The organism is Streptomyces sp. NPDC088197, from assembly GCF_044741185.1.
Classification (GTDB): domain Bacteria; phylum Actinomycetota; class Actinomycetes; order Streptomycetales; family Streptomycetaceae; genus Actinacidiphila.
The window spans coordinates 172,455-189,397 of sequence record NZ_JBIUSD010000006.1; the positions used below are offsets into that span (position 1 = coordinate 172,455).

At 71.3% G+C, this 16,943-nt stretch carries 14 protein-coding genes and 2 tRNA genes; 8 read left to right on the forward strand and 8 right to left on the reverse strand.

Going from position 1 to position 16,943, the window contains the following annotated elements; all coding sequences use genetic code 11:
• Positions 1 to 88: 88 nt before the first annotated feature.
• Entirely contained in the window at positions 89 to 502 is a 414-nt protein-coding gene (locus tag ACIOC1_RS17110) for an SsgA family sporulation/cell division regulator (protein ID WP_003959770.1), read from the reverse strand.
• 189 nt (positions 503 to 691) lie between these two features.
• Between ACIOC1_RS17110 and ACIOC1_RS17115 the strand changes: the two genes are divergently transcribed.
• The 4 genes from ACIOC1_RS17115 to ACIOC1_RS17130 all read left to right on the forward strand — a co-directional run bounded on the left by ACIOC1_RS17115 (position 692) and on the right by ACIOC1_RS17130 (position 1,933).
• Positions 692 to 1,105 carry a TIGR02611 family protein gene (locus tag ACIOC1_RS17115; RefSeq protein ID WP_355332573.1) on the forward strand — a complete coding sequence of 138 codons (414 nt, stop codon included), beginning with the start codon at positions 692 to 694 and terminating at the stop codon, positions 1,103 to 1,105.
• Between the two features lie 78 nt (positions 1,106 to 1,183).
• Positions 1,184 to 1,255 (forward strand) — tRNA-Val (locus ACIOC1_RS17120).
• 97 nt (positions 1,256 to 1,352) lie between these two features.
• On the forward strand, positions 1,353 to 1,823 hold the full coding sequence (locus ACIOC1_RS17125; RefSeq protein ID WP_355332571.1) for an SRPBCC family protein: 471 nt from the start codon (positions 1,353 to 1,355) through the stop codon (positions 1,821 to 1,823).
• 38 nt (positions 1,824 to 1,861) lie between these two features.
• A tRNA-Val gene (locus ACIOC1_RS17130) sits at positions 1,862 to 1,933 on the forward strand.
• A gap of 105 nt (positions 1,934 to 2,038) precedes the next feature.
• On the opposite strand, the gene solA is transcribed toward ACIOC1_RS17130, so the two are convergent.
• The 4 genes from solA to ACIOC1_RS17150 are packed head-to-tail and all read right to left on the reverse strand — an operon-like array spanning position 2,039 to position 5,840.
• A complete protein-coding gene (gene solA, locus ACIOC1_RS17135) occupies positions 2,039 to 3,175 on the reverse strand; it encodes an N-methyl-L-tryptophan oxidase (RefSeq protein ID WP_401855059.1) in 1,137 nt (378 codons plus the stop codon).
• Between the two features lie 28 nt (positions 3,176 to 3,203).
• Positions 3,204 to 3,959 (reverse strand): amino acid ABC transporter ATP-binding protein, encoded by a 756-nt coding sequence (locus ACIOC1_RS17140; protein ID WP_401855324.1) that lies wholly within the window; start codon positions 3,957 to 3,959, stop codon positions 3,204 to 3,206.
• Positions 3,960 to 3,979: 20 nt separating this feature from the next.
• A complete protein-coding gene (locus tag ACIOC1_RS17145; RefSeq protein ID WP_401855062.1) occupies positions 3,980 to 4,963 on the reverse strand; it encodes an amino acid ABC transporter permease in 984 nt (327 codons plus the stop codon).
• A complete protein-coding gene (locus ACIOC1_RS17150; RefSeq protein WP_401307061.1) occupies positions 4,950 to 5,840 on the reverse strand; it encodes an ABC transporter substrate-binding protein in 891 nt (296 codons plus the stop codon). The genes ACIOC1_RS17145 and ACIOC1_RS17150 overlap by 14 nt, the downstream gene beginning before the upstream one ends.
• Positions 5,841 to 6,203: 363 nt before the next feature.
• Here ACIOC1_RS17150 and ACIOC1_RS17155 point away from each other — a divergent pair, with 363 nt between their 5' ends.
• On the forward strand, positions 6,204 to 7,637 hold the full coding sequence (locus ACIOC1_RS17155; RefSeq protein WP_401307064.1) for a hypothetical protein: 1,434 nt from the start codon (positions 6,204 to 6,206) through the stop codon (positions 7,635 to 7,637).
• A gap of 63 nt (positions 7,638 to 7,700) precedes the next feature.
• Here ACIOC1_RS17155 and ACIOC1_RS17160 read toward each other — a convergent pair whose 3' ends face one another.
• Together ACIOC1_RS17160 and ACIOC1_RS17165 are read right to left on the reverse strand one after the other, a co-directional pair.
• Positions 7,701 to 9,179 (reverse strand): amidohydrolase, encoded by a 1,479-nt coding sequence (locus ACIOC1_RS17160; protein ID WP_401855065.1) that lies wholly within the window; start codon positions 9,177 to 9,179, stop codon positions 7,701 to 7,703.
• Positions 9,180 to 9,283: 104 nt separating this feature from the next.
• Positions 9,284 to 10,969, reverse strand: a complete 1,686-nt coding sequence (locus ACIOC1_RS17165) for a PucR family transcriptional regulator (protein WP_401855068.1) — start codon at positions 10,967 to 10,969, stop codon at positions 9,284 to 9,286.
• A gap of 185 nt (positions 10,970 to 11,154) precedes the next feature.
• On the opposite strand from ACIOC1_RS17165, the gene ACIOC1_RS17170 reads away from it, so the two are divergent.
• The 3 genes from ACIOC1_RS17170 (at position 11,155) to ACIOC1_RS17180 (ending at position 15,117) form a co-directional block, all read left to right on the forward strand.
• Positions 11,155 to 12,342 (forward strand): CaiB/BaiF CoA transferase family protein, encoded by a 1,188-nt coding sequence (locus tag ACIOC1_RS17170; RefSeq protein WP_401855070.1) that lies wholly within the window; start codon positions 11,155 to 11,157, stop codon positions 12,340 to 12,342.
• A 164-nt stretch (positions 12,343 to 12,506) separates the two neighbouring features.
• Positions 12,507 to 14,489, forward strand: coding sequence for a threonine--tRNA ligase (gene thrS / locus ACIOC1_RS17175; protein ID WP_391160829.1), 1,983 nt, complete (start codon positions 12,507 to 12,509; stop codon positions 14,487 to 14,489).
• A 70-nt stretch (positions 14,490 to 14,559) separates the two neighbouring features.
• Positions 14,560 to 15,117: an HIT domain-containing protein gene (locus tag ACIOC1_RS17180; protein WP_188285222.1), complete on the forward strand. Its 558-nt coding sequence runs from the start codon at positions 14,560 to 14,562 to the stop codon at positions 15,115 to 15,117.
• An 80-nt stretch (positions 15,118 to 15,197) separates the two neighbouring features.
• Here the strand turns inward: ACIOC1_RS17180 and ACIOC1_RS17185 are convergent, their stop codons facing one another.
• Entirely contained in the window at positions 15,198 to 16,883 is a 1,686-nt protein-coding gene (locus tag ACIOC1_RS17185) for a hypothetical protein (RefSeq protein ID WP_355332546.1), read from the reverse strand.
• Between the last annotated feature and the right edge of the window lie 60 nt (positions 16,884 to 16,943).

A 16,943-nucleotide genomic window follows, 5' to 3' on the forward strand; every position in this document is an offset into this window, starting at 1 on the left:
GGGCCGGGCGCGAGCGTCCGGCTCCGCTGGTCGGGTCCGGGCGTCCCCCCGAGTAGGACGGCCGCGGACTGCGGTGACGGGCTGGGTCTCAGCTCTCCGCGAGGATGTGGGAGAGCTCGGTGTCGAGGTCGAAGTGACGATGCTCGGTGCCCGGCGGAACCGCGGCGTCCGTCCGCTTCAGGAAGGACTCCAGGGCCCGCGCCGGTGCTTCCAGCAGCGCTTCGCCCTCGGGGGAGCTGAGGGCGATGCAGACGACGCCCTGACCGTGGCTGCGGGACGGCCAGACTCTGACGTCTCCGGTGCCGGTGGGGCGGTGCAGCCCCTCGGCGAGCAGGTCGCGGGCGAACACCCATTCGACCGTCTCTTCGGCTCCGGTGTGGAAGGTGGCGTGCACGGCATACGGATCGGCCGTGTCGTACCGCAAGCCCGCGGGTACAGGCAGTGAGGATTCGCTCGACACAACGAGGCGCAGGTGCAGCTCGCAGCTGACCGTGGTGTTCATAAGCGCCAGGGCCTTTCGCTCAGTGTGCGCTCGGGGATTCGCACGTCGGCGAAATCGACATGCCACCTGCGAGGACGTTGTAAACCCCTCTGAGGGGTTTGTGAGGCTTCTGGTACCTCGTCCGGCCTAGTCCCGAGACGGGCCGATCAGCCATTTCGGTGACGAACGCCGGTCGGGTAAATTGTCGGTATGACTGCGGAGAGTGACGAGTCCGGCGGAGCCGTGGCCAAGGATTCGCGGCTGGGGTCACGGGCCCCCGGCTTCATCAGGAAGTCACGGCTGCTGCACCAGTCCTGGCGGGTCGGCGTCTTCCTCGTCGGCCTCGCCGTCGTCGCGGGCGGAGTCGTCCTGCTCCCGCTGCCCGGCCCCGGCTGGGTGGTGATCTTCGGCGGCATGGCGATCTGGGCCACCGAGTTCGCCTGGGCCCAGCGCGTCCTGCGCTGGACCCGCCGCAAGGTCGCCGACGCCGCCAGGGCCGCCCTGGACCCCCGCGTACGGCGGCGCAATCTGCTGCTCACCACCGCCGCCGTGCTCGCCCTGGCCGGACTCGCCGGGTGCTACCTGTGGCAGTTCGGCCTCGACACGCCCTGGGCCGACAGCTAGGCCCCGCGCGCCCGTCGCGGGCCCTCGGGAGCCTGGTCCGAGGCCCCTCCCACGTGCGGTAAAGTTGTCCACGCGTCCGGGCGATTAGCTCAGCGGGAGAGCACTTCGTTCACACCGAAGGGGTCACTGGTTCGATCCCAGTATCGCCCACCGGATTCGAGGATCCCGGGGACCGGTTTCCACACCGCTCCCCGGGATCCTTTGCGTTCCCGCGCCGTACGCGGATTCGATCGCGCACACTTGCGGTATGGACTGGAGTCACTACCGATTCCGTAGGACGTGGCAGCTCGACGCGGACCCCGACGCCGTCTACCGGGTGCTGGAACGGCCCGACGACTACCCCGTCTGGTGGCCCCAGATCCGCGAGGTGCGGCAGACCGGCGACACCACCGGCATGCTGCGCTTCCGCTCCCTCCTCCCGTACGACCTCGTCGTCAGCGCCAGATCCGTCCGGCACGACCCGAGTACGCGGGTCCTGGAAGCCGCGATGACCGGCGACCTGGAGGGCTGGTTCCGCTGGACGATCACGCCGGGCGGCCTCCCGGGGACCCGCACCCGGCTGCTCTACGAACAGGAAGTCGTCGTCCGCAAGCCGTTGATGCGGCTGCTCGCCGTCCCCTGCCGCCCGCTCTTCCTCGCCAACCACGCGCTGATGATGCGCGGCGGACGCCACGGGCTGCTCGCGCGGCTCGCCGCCGACGCCGCGCATGTGGTTTGAACGGCGGGCCCGTCGCGCTGTATGGTTCGAGGCGTCCCGGGCGATTAGCTCAGCGGGAGAGCACTTCGTTCACACCGAAGGGGTCACTGGTTCGATCCCAGTATCGCCCACCGAGGCCCACCGGCCTCGAAGTACCGTGACGGTCCGCCGGCATCAGTCGGCGGGCCGTTGTGCGTTCCGCGGCGGCCGTCGCGGAACGCCGGCCTGTGAGACCGTCAGGCGGCACTGCCGGGCGCGGCGAACGCCGAGATGTCGTCGGTGGATTCACCGTCCAGCGCCAATTCGGCGAGGATGCGGCCGATGGCCGGGGTGAACTTGAAGGCGTGGCCCGCGCCGAGGGCGACGATGATGTCGGGGTACCGCGCGAGCGGGCTCAGCACGAATTCCCGGTCGGGCGTGATCGCGTACTGGCAGGTGACGGTGCGCAGCACGTGGCCGCTGGCGGGGATCGTGGCGCCCATGAACGCCGAGAGCTGGTCGAGCAGTTCGGCGGACGGCTCGAAGGTCCGGTCCTCGGGCGTCATCAGGTTGTTCGACACGTCGCGGGCGGCTTTGACGGTGGGTTCGCCGTAGGCGGGGAATCCGTAGAAGCAGTCGGTGTCCTCCCAGATCCACACCGGGAAGCGGTCGGGGTCGAACGCCTCGGCGTCGGCGGGCTTGAAGTACGTGACCTGCTCCTGCATCGTCTCCAGCGGTATCGCGGCGTCCAGTGGGGCGAGCAGCCGGTTCGTCCACGCGTCGGCCGCCAGGACCACCTTCCTCGCCCGCACGGGACCGGCCGCCGTCTCCAGTACGGTGCCCGCGCCGCCCGGCCTCAGCGCCGTCACGGGCGTGCGCGCCCGCAACTCGGCGCCGTGGGCCCGCGCCTGCATCTGGAGCGCGGCCACCGTACGGGAGGCGTTCACGATCCCGGTGTCGGGCGTGTAGACGGTCTCGACGTTCTCGGGGATGTCGAACTGCGGCCACCGCGCCCGGACCTGGTCCGGGTCCAGCAGCTCGTAGGGGACGCCGACCTCGGTCAGGCTGCCGGTGAAGTCACCGGCGCTGTAGGGGCCGTCGGCGGGCAGGAAGATCACCCCGCCGGTCACCGTGACCAGCCGCTCGCCCGCGACCTTCTCGAAGTCCGCCCAGTCCTGGTACGCGGACGTGGCGAGCCGGACGTATCTGGTCGCGCCGTAGGACGTCCTGATGATGCGTGAGGTGTCGTGCGACGCGCCCCGTACATGTCCGAGGTCGAACTGCTCGAACGCGACGGTGCGGACTCCGCGCTTGGCCAGGTGGTACGCGGCGGCGCTGCCGAGGGCGCCCAGGCCGACGACGGCCACGTCGAAGGTCTCCAGCGGGTTGCTCACGGTGCTTCCTTCCGGATTCGATGAGTTGTCATGACAGGACCTTCGCCAGGAAGGAACGGGTGCGTTCGTGCCGCGGACTGCCCAGCACCCGCTCGGGAGGGCCGCTCTCGACGACCACGCCGTCGTCGAGGAAGGCCACGGTGTGGGCGACCTCGCGGGCGAAGCCGATCTCGTGGGTGACCACGATCATGCTCATGCCGTCCGCGGCGAGACCCCGCATCACGTCGAGCACCTCGCCGACCAGCTCCGGGTCGAGCGCGGAGGTGGGCTCGTCGAACAGCATCAGCTTGGGGCGCATGGCGAGCGCCCGTGCGATCGCGACCCGCTGCTGCTGCCCGCCGGACAGCGCCCGCGGGTACGCGTCCGCCCTGTCGGCGAGTCCGACGCGGGTGAGCAGCGCCCGCGCGTGTTCGACGGCCGCCCCGCGCTTCTCCCGGCGGACCCGGAGCGGGGCCTCGATCAGGTTCTCCAGCACCGTCATGTGTGGGAAGAGGTTGAAGTGCTGGAAGACCATGCCGATCTCGCTGCGGCGCTTGGCGGTCTCCGCGTCGCGCAGTTCGTGCAGCCACCCGTTGTGCTCGCGGTAGCCGACCAGGTCGCCGGCGACGCTGATGCTGCCCGCGTCGATCTTCTCCAGATGGTTGACGCAGCGCAGGAACGTGCTCTTGCCCGACCCCGACGGGCCGATGAGACACAGCACCTCGCCCTCCGCGACCGTCAGGTCGATCCCCTTGACGACGCGATTGCCGCCGTAGGACTTGTGCACGCCCACGGCCTCGACCATCGGCCGGGTGGAGACGGCGGTCATGCGCGGCCTCCCTCGGTGCCGGCCGGGCCCGTCGGCGCGGCGGCCCTCGCCCTGCGCGGGACGATCCCGGCCCGCAGCGCCGCCAGCAGCGACGGCTCGGGGGAGTGGGTGTCACCGCGCTTGAAATGCCGTTCGAGGTAGAACTGGCCCGTGCTCAGCACGGTGGTCACTACGAGGTACCAGAGGCTGACGGTGATCAGCAGCGGGATCACCTCGTACGTCCGCGAGTAGATCTCCTGCACCCGGAAGAGGATCTCCGGGATCGCGATGACGCTGACCAGCGACGTCGTCTTGAGCATCGAGATCGTCTGGTTCCCCGTGGGCGGGATGATGACCCGCATGGCCTGGGGGAGCACGACGCGCCGGAAGATCTGGCCCCTGCGCATGCCCAGCGCCTGCGCGGCCTGCGTCTGGCCGGGGTCGACCGACTGGAGCCCGGCCCTGACGATCTCGGACATGTAGGCGCCCTCGTTCAGCCCGAGGCCGAGGATCGCCGCGACATACGGCGTGATCAGCGTGTTCGCCTCACCCGACACCAGCGTCGGGCCGAACGGGACGCCGATCGACAGCACCGGGTACAGGGCGGCCAGGTTGAACCAGAAGATCAACTGCACCAGCAGCGGCGTGCCGCGGAAGAATCCGGCGTAGGCCAGCGCCGCGGCGGCGACGGACCGGTTCCTGGAATCACGGCAGACCGCGACCAGGACGCCGATGACGATTCCGACGACCATGGCGACGACGGTCAGGACGATCGTCGTGACAAGTCCGTGCACCACCTGCACATCGCGGAAATAGCTGAATACGACGTCCCACTGATAGCGGGGATTCGTGATCAGCGAATTGACGACGAGGGCCGCCAGGGAAATGATGACGAAGGTCGCGATCCACTGACCGTAATGCCGGGTGCGCGCGACCTTGAGCACGCCGCCGTCCGGGCCGCCGGTTCTTTGCGCGAGCGAGGGCATTTCAGCGTTGGCCATCGGTGTGCACCTCTGACTTCGCGATCTCGCCCTGGTTCACTTTCCACTTGGCCAGGATCTTGCCGTACGTGCCGTCGGATATCAGATTGTTCATCGCGGCGGCGACCGCGGGCGCCAGGGCGGAGCCCTTCGGGAGCGCGTAGCCCCATGTGGTCGGCAGGTAGTTGGCGTTCAGCACGTCGAGCCGGCCGTTGGACTGCCCCGCGATGTAGGACAGCGGGCCGTAGTCGGACATGCTGGCGTCCGCGCGGCGGCTGCTGACCGCGAGCGTGGCGTCGGCCTGGGCGGGGAACACCGAGACGGTGATGGCGGGCTTGCCCGCCCGCACGCAGTCCCGGTCGAACGTCGGCATGTAGTTCTCGGCGTAGATGCTGCCCTTCATGACGGCGATGGTGTGTCCGCACATCGTGGCGAGGGTCAGCTTCTCGGGGTTGCCCGCCTCCACGATCAGCGAGGTGCCGCCGGAGTACTCGCTGACGAAGTCGACCTGCTTCAGCCGGGCGGGCGTGATGCTGAGCGCCGCGGCGACCATGTCGTAGCGCTTGGTCTGGAGGCCGGGGATCATCGCGTCGAACTTGACGTCGGCGAACCTCACCTTCAGCCCCAGCACGTCGGCGACGGCCCGCAGAAGCTCGGGTTCCGCGCCTGCCAGGGTCTTGCCGTCCTCGGCGAGCAGCAAGAACGGCGGATAGCCGGGCCCGCTCGCCACGTCGATCCCGCCCTTTCCCGCGATGTCCGAAGGAACCAGTCGCGCGACGCTCTTGTCGTACGTCCCCCGGATGAAATCCTCGCCCACGGAATCGGCGGTCGCGGTGGCATGCGAGGTGCAACCGGCGAGGACGCCGACGGTCAAGGCGAATCCGGCCACTGCTGTCACGGCTGTCGCCGGTCTACCAGTAAGGTGTTTGCTGAACACGTGAGTCGGGCTCCTTGCGGCAGTCGGGAACAACATGCGAGGACCGATACGCCGTTTCCGTTCTGTGGAAAAGGGAAATCCGGCGGTGCTCAAAACGAGTTGGCTCACTATAAGCACCGCGGAAGTGCTGTCACGCCGCACGATGCGTTTCCGGCAAATCGCGGCACGGCGAATTGACGGTTCTGCGCGAACGCCCTGGCCGGGCGGTCGCCGCGGCGGCGCACCACCGGGCGCGCGGGCGGGCCACTGCTACGGTGCGGGGAACGCACGTCGCCCCGGCCACGACGGAAGGCCCACGCGACACGGATCGTCGAGGACCCGGTGATGACGACACATGTGTTGTCGGGACTGAACGCGGTGCAGCAGGTCGGCAATCGTCCCGACCCCACCCTGCCGATGCCGGTCGGGGAGATCGCCGGACGGTTGGGCACGGTGCTGAGCAGCGCTTCCCGGCTCTGTGGTGAACTGGCGGAACTCGAACTGCTGGAGCGCGGGAGCGCGTACGGGACCTACCGCATCGGACGGCGGGCCATCGAGCTCTCCGGCCGCGCGGCGGCCCCGTTCGCCAGGTCCGTCCGGTCGGCGCTGACGCTCGTCGCGACGCTCACCGGCGAGACCGCGTGCCTGGCCGCACCGACGGCGCAGGGCATGCGGGTGGTCGCCTCGGTCGAGTCGGTGTGGCCCCTGCGCGCGCACGCCAAGGTGGGCGAGTCGGTCGACGACGCCCGGCGCGCGATCGTGCGCGCGGCACGCCTCGAAGACACCGACGGCCCGTCGCGGGCGCTCCGCGCCGAGTCGACCATCGGCATGGGCGTGGAGATCGCCGTGCCGGTCATGAGCCCCGTCGGCGAATGCGTCGCCGTACTGGCGGCCCGGCTGCCGGTCAGCCGCGCCGCCAAGGTCGTACCGCGGGCGCGCCGTGTGCTCGACGAGGCGCGGCGGCTGCTCGAACGCACGGTGGACGACGAACTGGACCGGCCGAACATCGCGGCCGGAGGTCCGCTCGGCCGCGACGGCAGCCCGCTGGGCCTTGAGGCGGCACTGCGGATCGTGTGGCATCTGTCCGCGGGTCGCGACTCGTTGGCCGGTATCGCGACCGGGACGGGGCTGCGGCCCGACCGGGTCCGCCGCCTGCTGGAGTCGTGCGGCCGGGCGGGAGTCGTCCGCAGGAGCAAGGACGGCGCGCGGTTCGAGGCGAGCTGGGCGGTGCACGGCTGGCATCGCGCCGCGACCCTGCCGATGATCCTCGAAAAGGGCCGGCCGCTCGTGGCCGAAGCGGCGGCGACGACCGGGGTGTGCGCGTTCATCACCGTGCTGAACGGGATGCACAGCCTCACGCTCGTCGAAGAACTCCAGAGCGTCGGCGAGGGGTTGAGCATGACGCCGTGGCTCGGGCGCCTCGCCCCCATCATCGGCTCCGACGGCGGACCGACCCTGGCATCGGACTTCGAGGCCGACGAGCTGCGCCGGGTCCTGCCGAACAGGCACCCGCCGGAGCAGGTCGAGAAGTTCCTGCGGCGCTTCGCCCGCGCCGGGCGCGACGGCGTGCTGTCGATGAAGTCCATCGACGAACTGGGGATCATCTCCATCTCCGCGCCGGTACGCGACTCCAGCAACTCGGTCGCCGCCGCGGCCTGCCTGGTCGGCTCGACCGACAGCATCAGGCCGCGGACACGGGAACTGGAGGGCGTCGCACGGCGGTTGGGCGCCCGCGTGTCGCGGCTGATCGGCGCCCCCGAGGACGCGCCCGGCCCGTAGGCAAGCCGTCGCCGGGGGCGGCACCCGACCGGGGCCGGGCGGGTCCGACGCGGGGGCGGCCCCTCAGACCGACCGGTGCGTGAGCGTGCCGCCGACCATCGTGGTCAGCACCGGCATGGTCCGCAGCGCGGCGCGGTCGAACGCGCGCGGGTCCCCGCCGATGACCACGAGGTCGGCGACGTCGCCGACGGACACCGGGCCCCGGCCCGCGCCGGCCGCCGCGAACGCCACCTCCAGCGGGACGCTCTGCTCGGGGTGCCACGCGGGCCGGTCGTCGTCGGTGCGGAAGACCGCGTCGGCGATGGCCAGCCTCGGGTCCAGCGGGCTGACCGGCGCGTCGGAGCCCAGCTCAAGCCGGGCACCGGCGGCGTGCAGGGAGCGGAAGGCGTAGGCCCGGTCGGTGCGGCCCGGCCAGTGCAGATCGGCGACGTCCCGGTCGGTCACGGCGTGCTGGGGCTGGACCGACGCGACCACGCCGAGCCGGGCGAAGCGCGGCATGTCCCGCTCGCTCACCAGTTGGGCGTGCTCGATCCTGCCGGGGCACCCGACCCGCTCGAACGCGTCGAGCACCGCGGAGTTCGCCCGGTCGCCGATCGCGTGCACCGCGGGTTCGAGCCCGGCCGCCCACGCCCTGCCCATCAGCTCGACCAGCTCGTCGAGCGGTACCAGCGACAGCCCGCACGCGTCACCGGCCCCGGCCGGGTGCGGATACGGATCGACGCACCACGCCGTCCTCGTGTTGAGCGACCCGTCGCTGACGATCTTGTACGGCCCGACCCGCACCCGCCCGTGGGTTCCCGCGACGACCTGCCCCGTACGGAACCCCGCGGCGATGGCGCCGTCCAGCCACGGCGTCCAGATGCCGGCCAGCACCCTGACCGGCACCGCGCCGGGCCGGGACCGGCGGCGCCACGCCTCGACGTTGTCCGCGTAGGCGAGGTCGGTCAGGCCGGTGACGCCCAGCGCGGGCAGCGCGGCGACGGACTCCCCTACCCAGGCGTCGAGTTCCTCGGGCGGCACCATCGCCGCCAGCCGCGCCTTGGTCTCGATCGACGCCGTCTCCCGCAGCACCCCCGTGGGGTGCCCGCGCAGGCCGACCAGGTCGAGCGCGGCGCTGCTCAGCCACGTGGTGTGCAGGTCGATGGTGCTGACGGCCACCGCCGCGTCGCCCACCAGCTCGTCCAGGACACGCTTGTGCGGAGCCTCCTCCCACAGCGCGGGCACAATGCCCTGACCCCAGACGATCCCGGTACGGTGCGCCGCGCGCATGCCGTCCCGCATCATGACCGCGGCCTCGCGCGGGCTCCCTGCGGCGCCGAGATCGACGGCGCGCAGATTCCGTACCCACTGCTCGATGTGCACATGGCCGTCGACGAAACCGGGGACGAGGGTGGCGTCGGCGAACGCGATCACCTCGGTGTCCGGCTCGGGCGGGACGCCGCCGACGGCGCCGATCGCCGTGACGCGCCCGTCGCGGACCAGGACGTCGCGAGGTGGGCCGCCGAGGCCGACGCGGACGTGGGCGAGCAGGGTTGATGTCATCTGATTCCTCCGTTCCGCCCCGAACGGTAGAAGGCGCGGGCGCCCCCGCCGTTGTCGTCAGGCCACGGGCCCGACCCCGCGACTTGTCGGTCCCGACAAGGGCCTCAGCCGCGTGCGCCCCGGGGGCCGCGCACGGCGTTGCGCAGTTGGAGCCACGTCACGAGCGTGTCGTCGCCCGCGTCCAGGGCGACCCCGAACATCTCGGTCAGCCTGCGGACCCGGTAGCGGGCGGTGTTCTCGTGGACGCCGAGGGCACGGGCGGTCGCGGCGACGCTCCCGGCGGACCCCAGATACGCCAGCAGCGTCCCGGCGTAGTCGGTGCCCTGGTCCGCGTCGTGGCGCAGGACGGCGCGCACGGCGGGCAGCCGCAGCACGTCCTCGTCGATCGGCGCCCCGGACCGCAGACAGGCGAGGACGACCTGAGGGCGCACGTCGTGCAGGGTGGCGACACCGCCGTGGGGCGGGTCGGCGCGCGGGTCGAGCAGCGTGTCCACGACCCGCCGGGCGAGCGGCCGGGACCCGGCGACGGCAGCGAGGCCGTCGACGACGGCGCCGAAGCCGACGACCAGTTCCACCCCGGCGGACCTGCGGGCCGCCGTCACCAGGTCCGTGCCCAGCCTGCGCAGCCGCGCGGCCAGCCGCGCCTGGCCCCGGTCGTCCGAGGGCGGGTCGAGCACGGGCAGCAGCAGGACGACGTCGCCCGCCTCCAGCACGGCCGCCGACTCCGGGTGCCAGTGCTCACCGTGCAGCGTGATCAGGTCGCGGACGCGGGCGGCGTCGGCGGCCCGCAGCTCACTGGCGACCGGTCGTACCGTCGCGAGGACGAACGAGGCACGCGCGGGCAGCGCCAGCGCCGCGGCGGCGCTCGCCGCGTCCAGCGAGGAGGCCAGCAGACCGCGGAGCGCGTCGCCGCGCCGGTCCCGCTCGGGGCTGACCGCCTCCCGCGACCGCAGCAGGTGCAAGGCGACGCTGCGGGCGGCGTCCAGCAGCGCGCGTTCCGCGTCGTCCACCAGCTTCGGCCGGTCCGCCAGGACGAAGATCACGCCGAGCACCTGGTGCCCCGCCCGTACGGCGACGGCCATCCGGTCGGCGTACTCCGGACCCGAACTGGCGAACCGCACCGGGCCCTGCGCGGCGATCACGGCCTGGTACTTCGCCGCGTCGCCAGGCCGTTCCGGTGTCCGGCGGCCGAGGATCGCCAACCGCCGGATCTCGTCGATCTCCTGGTCCGGCAGGTTGGAGTACGCCAGGATCCGGCCGTCGACCTCCTCGATCGTGACCGGCCCGCCCAGCGACGCCGCGATCGCGTTGGCCAGGCCGAACAGGTCGCCGATGCCGCCCGCCTCCCCGGGGACGGCGGCCCGAGCGGCACCGGCCGCGGTGACGAACGCGTCCAGGCGCCGCCAGGCCATCTCGTCGGGCGTGCACAGCAGGGCGATGTCCGCCTCGCGGGCGGCCTCGACGGCCCGGCCCAGGTCCCTGCCCCACGCCTTCACCACGACCGCGCTCGCGCCCGCGGCGGCGGCCTGCCGTATCCGGTCGGTCACCTCGGCGGGATCGGACCTGCCCCCGGTGAGCAGTACGACAGCCCCCGCCACGTCGTGGATCGGCTCGTCGGGACCGTGGACCACGGGCTCGCCCGCGGGCCGGGCCAACCGCGCCCGGTCACCGCCGACGAGCCGCAGCGTGTGCGGTCCCAGGCTCTCCAGCAGGTCGCGCAGCGTGCCCACGGCCGCCGAGGACGCGGCGGCGGGGGTCACCGACCGCGCGACGCCCTCGCCAGTGTCCATCGCCCCAGGCTATCGGCGCCCTTTGTGGCTGAGCACAAGTCGGCGCCGCCGAGTGCGTGGGCAACTCCAGGGCGGCACCGGGGCCGTCCTGGAGACGATGCCACCGCGCCCCCGGCGCACAAGTGGCCCGGTTCCGGGGCCGAGACCGACGTCTTCGAGGAGACCGCGTGCCGACAGGAGATCGCGTGCCGACAGAAGATTCCGTGCCGACGCGATACGCGGCCCCGCGCGGCGGTCCGCTGGCGGGCACCGTCGTGATCGACTGCACGTCGGTGGTGATGGGGCCGTACGCGACCTCGCTGCTGGCCGACCTCGGCGCCGAGGTCGTCAAGGTCGAGCCGCCGGGCGGCGACATCGGGCGCCGGATCGGGCCGGCTGCGGCCGACGGTCTCTCGGCCCTGTCGCTCCGGCTGCTGCGCAACAAGACCTCCGTGGTGCTCGACCTGGCGACGGGGGAGGACCGACGCCGCTTCACCGACCTGGTGGCCGGGGCCGACGCGGTGGTGACCAACATCCTGCCGAGCGCACGCGAACGGCTCGGCCTCGACTACGACGCGCTCGCGCGGGTCCGTCCCGACATCGTGCTCTGCACCGGACAGGCGTACAGCTCCCGCTCCGGCCTGCGCGACGTCACCGGCTACGACGACACGGTCCAGGCGCTGTCCGGCATGGCCGACAGCTACCGCCTGCGCGGCGGCGAACCGGCGTACTCGCCGTCGATCACGGCCGACAAGACCTGCGGCCTCCTGATGGCGCTCGCGACGGTCTCGGCCCTGTACAGCCGCCTGCGCGACGGCCACGGCCAGTGGGTGGACGTGCCGATGGTCGACAACATGGCCGCGTTCAACCTCGTCGAGCACCTCGCGGGCCACACCTTCGACCCGCCGCGCGGCGACATCGGGTGGGCGCGGTCGCTGGCACCCGCCCGGCGCCCGCATCCGGCCCGCGACGGCTGGGTCTGCGTCATGCCGTACACCGACGCCGACTGGCGGCGCTTCCTCGTGCTCGCCGGGCGTGACGACCTGCTGGACGACCCCCGGTTCGCCACCGCGGGACAGCGCGGCGGCCGGTCGGACGAGGTCCAGGCGGTCATCGCGGACTACGTGTCCGGCCGCACCGTCGCGCGGATCGTGTCGGCGTGCCGGAGCGCGAGGATCGCCTGCGCGCCCGTACGCACCCTGGAGTCCCTGGCCGACGACGACTATCTGCGCGAGCGGCGCACCGTGGAGACCCTGGAGCATCCGGCGGTCGGCCGCTACCGGAACGTGCGGCTGCCGCTGGACTTCAGCCGGACACCGCTCGGTGACGACGCCCCGGCACCGCCGCTCGGCGGCCGTCCCCAGGGTCGTCCTCAGGACCGGCCCCAGGGATGAGGACCGCGATGCGGCCGGTCGTCGGGGCTCACGGCACCTCGCGCCGCCACCCCCGCGGGTTATCGCTTCGCGGGCAGCCCTCGCGGCTCGGTACGATTCAGCGGTGCGGCGCCCGCCGCCGCCGAGTCACCACAGCCAGCAGGACCTGAGTCAGGAGCAGACCGGTGTCAGATGTCCGTGTGATCATCAAACGCGATTCCGTTGAGCTGGAAGAGCGGACGGTCACGACGGGCACGACCGCGGCCGAACTGTTCCCCGGCGAGCGGTCCGTGATCGCCGCCCGCGTCGGCGGCGAGCTGAAGGACCTCGCGTACGCCCTCGCCGACGGCGACGAGGTCGAGCCGGTGGACATCACCAGCCAGGACGGCCTCAACATCCTGCGGCACTCCACCGCGCACGTGATGGCGCAGGCCGTACAGGAGCTGCACCCCGAGGCCAAGCTCGGCATCGGGCCGCCGGTCAAGGACGGCTTCTACTACGACTTCGACGTCGAGAAGCCGTTCACCCCCGACGACCTCAAGGCCGTCGAGAAGAAGATGCAGGAGATCCAGAAGCGCGGCCAGCGCTTCTCGCGCCGGGTCGTGACCGACGAGGCCGCCCGCGAGGAGCTGGCCGACGAGCCGTACAAGCTGGAGCTGATCGGCCTCAAGGGCGGCGCCGCGTCCTCGGACGACGGCGCGGACGTCGAGGTCGGCGCCGGCGAGCTGACCATCTACGACAACCTGGACGCGAAGACCGGCGAGCTGTGCTGGAAGGACCTCTGCCGGGGCCCGCACCTGCCCAGCACCCGCAACATCCCGGCGTTCAAGCTGATGCGCAACGCGGCGGCGTACTGGCGCGGCAGCGAGAAGAACCCGATGCTCCAGCGGATCTACGGCACCGCCTGGCCCACCAAGGAAGAGCTGAAGGCGCATCTGGACTTCCTGGAGGAGGCCGCCAAGCGCGACCACCGCAAGCTGGGCAATGAGCTGGACCTCTTCTCCATCCCCGAGCAGATCGGCTCGGGCCTCGCGGTCTTCCATCCCAAGGGCGGCATCATCCGCCGCACCATGGAGGACTACTCGCGCAGGCGGCACGAGGAGGAGGGGTACGAGTTCGTCTACACCCCGCACGCCACCAAGGGCACCCTGTTCGAGACCTCGGGCCACCTGGACTGGTACGCCGACGGCATGTACCCGCCCATGCAGCTCGACGAGGGCACGGACTACTACCTCAAGCCCATGAACTGCCCGATGCACAATCTGATCTTCGACGCCCGCGGCCGGTCCTACCGCGAACTCCCGCTGCGGCTCTTCGAGTTCGGCACCGTGTACCGGTACGAGAAGTCCGGCGTCGTCCACGGTCTGACCCGGGCCCGCGGCTTCACCCAGGACGACGCGCACATCTACTGCACCAAGGAGCAGATGGCCGACGAGCTGGACACCACGCTCACCTTCGTGCTGAATCTGCTGCGCGACTACGGACTGACCGACTTCTACCTGGAGCTGTCCACCAAGGACCCGGAGAAGTTCGTCGGCTCCGACGAGGTCTGGGAGGAGGCCACCGAGACGCTGCGCAAGGTGGCCGAGAAGCAGGGGCTGCCGCTGGTCCCCGACCCGGGCGGCGCCGCCTTCTACGGGCCGAAGATCTCCGTGCAGTGCAAGGACGCCATCGGCCGCACCTGGCAGATGTCGACCGTGCAGCTCGACTTCAACCTGCCCGAGCGGTTCAACCTGGAGTACACCGGCCCCGACGGGACCAAGCACCGCCCGGTGATGATCCACCGCGCGCTGTTCGGCTCGATCGAGCGGTTCTTCGCCGTGCTGCTCGAGCACTACGCGGGCGCCTTCCCGGCCTGGCTCGCCCCGGTGCAGGCGGTCGGCATCCCGATCGGCGACGCGCACGTGCCGTACCTCCAGGAGTTCGCGGCGGAGGCCAGGCGCAAGGGCCTGCGGGTCGACGTGGACGCGTCCTCCGACCGCATGCAGAAGAAGATCCGCAACCAGCAGAAGCTGAAGGTGCCGTACATGGTCATCGTCGGCGACGAGGACATGTCCGGCGGCACGGTCTCCTTCCGCTACCGCGACGGCTCGCAGAAGAACGGCATTCCGCGCGACGAGGCCATCGCCGAGATGGTGGACGCCGTGGAGCGCCGCATCCAGGTCTGACGGCGCCGACGTCCGCCGCCCGTGAGATCCGGGACTTCCCCCGCAGCACGCGTGCTCCGGGGGAAGTCCTATGCTGAACGGCATGACGAGTGAGCCGGAACAGCAGATCGGAGCGGGGGTGCCGGACGCGTTCCAGCGCCTGTGGACCCCGCACCGGATGGCGTACATCCAGGGCGAGAACAAGCCCACCGGCCCCGGTGCCGGTGACGGATGTCCGTTCTGCGCGGTCCCGGCCGAGTCCGACGAGGACGGCCTCGTCATCGCGCGCGGCGAGCACGTGTACGCGGTGCTCAACCTGTACCCGTACAACAGCGGGCACCTCATGGTGGTGCCCTACCGGCACGTCGCGGACTACACCGAGCTGGACGGCGCCGAGACGGCGGAACTGGCCGTGCTGACCAAGCAGGCGATGACCGCCCTGCGGTCCGCCTCCGGCGCGCAGGGCTTCAACATCGGGATGAACCAGGGCGATGTGGCGGGCGCCGGGATCGCCGCGCACCTGCACCAGCACGTGGTGCCGCGCTGGGGCGGCGACGTCAACTTCATGCCGGTCGTCGGACACACGAAGGTGCTGCCGCAGCTCCTCGCCGACACCCGCAAGATGCTCGCGGACGTCTGGCCCTCCTGACGGACGTCCCGTCGCCCTGAAACGTCCCGTCGCCCTGAACCCCGCATGAGCGGGAGCCGGAGCCGGAGCCCGGACAGGCCCTAGGCGTCGTACGCGTCGGCCTTCCTGGGCTCCACGCTCTGCGACAGACCGCTCAGCATCATCGAGCGGCTGGTGAAGTGCGAGGTGTCCACGCCGTTCTCGCTCATCACCTGGATCGCGGCGGCGTGCACCGCCCGCAGCACCGGAGTGGCCGCGCGCAGCGCGTCGTCGGCCATGAACCGGTGCTTCCACGGCTTGTCGGCCCACGTGTGCCGCAGCCCGAACGGCTCGGGCAGCTTCAGCGTGCCGCCGAGGTAGTCCAGCACGGCGGGGAAGCGGGTCAGCGGCGCGCGGGCGGCCAGCCGTACCACCTCGTCCGACTCGATCAGCGGGAGCTGTACGGTCCTGGTCTCCCAGAACTTCACCGGCTTGGTGATCGTCTTCTCCTTCGCGGGCGGCCCGGAGGTGAAGATCCCGTGGATCGGGCCGAGCGCGTGCCCGGTGACCTCGATCCGCAGAGTGTGCGCCAGCACCGTCACCGTCGTCATCAGCGTGATGACGAGATTGCCGTCCCAGAGGGTGAACTGGATGCCCAGATAGTGCCGGTTGCCCTTGCCGAACTGCTGCGTGTTGCAGATCCGCTGGATCTCGAAGTCCTTGACCGAGAACGAGTCGACCTCAGGCCCGGTGGGCCGGGAGATCTTGCCCGCGCCCTCGCCGACCGGCACCACGACCCAGTGCTTTATCGACGGCTTGGGGAAGCCGCCGGTGTGCAGCGGGCCGCGCTCGATCATCCGTAGCTGGTCGTGGATGGCGCGGATGACGTCCCAGCTCCGGAACGGGTGGATCTCGGCCAGCCCCTCGCGCGGGATCAGCTCCTCGGCCATCTGCCAGTTCGCCCACCGGCTGCCCATGCCGAGTATGCCCTTGGGCCCCGCGTAGAAGACGACATTGCTGTTCTGCTCCGCGGACAGCTTGGCCAGGCTCTGCCGCAGCAGCTCCGCGCGGGTCTGGTTGGGGTTGCGCGGCACCGCCTCGGGGATCTTCGCGCCGACCGCGGTGCCCGCGACCAGGCCCGCCCAGCGGCTGCGCAGATCCTTCGCGGTGGCCTCGCAGATCCGCTTCGCCCAGAACCAGCCGATGATCGGCGCGATCATCAGGACGCGGAAATACTGCTGCCAGAAACCGCTGAACGGCGGCCGTACCGCGAGCAGCACGGTGAAGGCGGCGGCCACGGCCAGCACGACGGCCCCGAAGGCCCCCGACTTGTTGCCCCGCGCCTTCAGCGACCCGAGCGACTTGCGCAACTGGAAGGCGCCGAGCCAGAGCAGCACGCCGGGCAGGAACAGCACCCCGCACACGCCCATCACCACGGTCAGCCGGTTGTCGCGCTCCTGCCGGATCCGGTTGGCGGCCAGCGCGTGCTCCACCACGGTCTGCGGCACCACACCGAAGGACTGCACCAGTTCACTGCGCGCCGCGCCCAGCATCCTGACCTGGATGGCGCGGGAGAACGCCTCGCCCAGATTCGGCGCGAACAGCGACAGCCGCGGCGCCTTGACGCTCGCCTCGCTGTTGGCGTCGACCAGCGTCGTCACCGGAGTGTCGCGGTACGCGGCGGACGCCAGCGCCTGGGTCGCACCGGTCTCACCGTCGCTGCCGGTCAGCGGAATCTGCGCACCTGGGCTGAAATCGAACCCGATACCGTCCGTCACCACAGGCCCCCAGTCGCCAGTCCCGTACATCCACCGGTTCACCGGTCCATACGGCTCCGACCGGCCCATTCCCCGCACGGGTGAACGTCA

What these genes read in the sequence shown, in the direction of transcription:
- ACIOC1_RS17110 (WP_003959770.1), bottom strand. Translation starts at nt 502, where the DNA reads ATGAACACCACGGTCAGCTGCGAGCTGCACCTGCGCCTCGTTGTGTCG.
- ACIOC1_RS17115 (WP_355332573.1), top strand. Translation starts at nt 692, where the DNA reads ATGACTGCGGAGAGTGACGAGTCCGGCGGAGCCGTGGCCAAGGATTCG.
- ACIOC1_RS17125 (WP_355332571.1), top strand. Translation starts at nt 1,353, where the DNA reads ATGGACTGGAGTCACTACCGATTCCGTAGGACGTGGCAGCTCGACGCG.
- ACIOC1_RS17140 (WP_401855324.1), bottom strand. Translation starts at nt 3,959, where the DNA reads ATGGTCGAGGCCGTGGGCGTGCACAAGTCCTACGGCGGCAATCGCGTC.
- ACIOC1_RS17145 (WP_401855062.1), bottom strand. Translation starts at nt 4,963, where the DNA reads ATGGCCAACGCTGAAATGCCCTCGCTCGCGCAAAGAACCGGCGGCCCG.
- ACIOC1_RS17155 (WP_401307064.1), top strand. Translation starts at nt 6,204, where the DNA reads ATGACGACACATGTGTTGTCGGGACTGAACGCGGTGCAGCAGGTCGGC.
- ACIOC1_RS17160 (WP_401855065.1), bottom strand. Translation starts at nt 9,179, where the DNA reads ATGACATCAACCCTGCTCGCCCACGTCCGCGTCGGCCTCGGCGGCCCA.
- ACIOC1_RS17165 (WP_401855068.1), bottom strand. Translation starts at nt 10,969, where the DNA reads ATGGACACTGGCGAGGGCGTCGCGCGGTCGGTGACCCCCGCCGCCGCG.
- ACIOC1_RS17180 (WP_188285222.1), top strand. Translation starts at nt 14,560, where the DNA reads ATGCTGAACGGCATGACGAGTGAGCCGGAACAGCAGATCGGAGCGGGG.
- ACIOC1_RS17185 (WP_355332546.1), bottom strand. Translation starts at nt 16,883, where the DNA reads ATGTACGGGACTGGCGACTGGGGGCCTGTGGTGACGGACGGTATCGGG.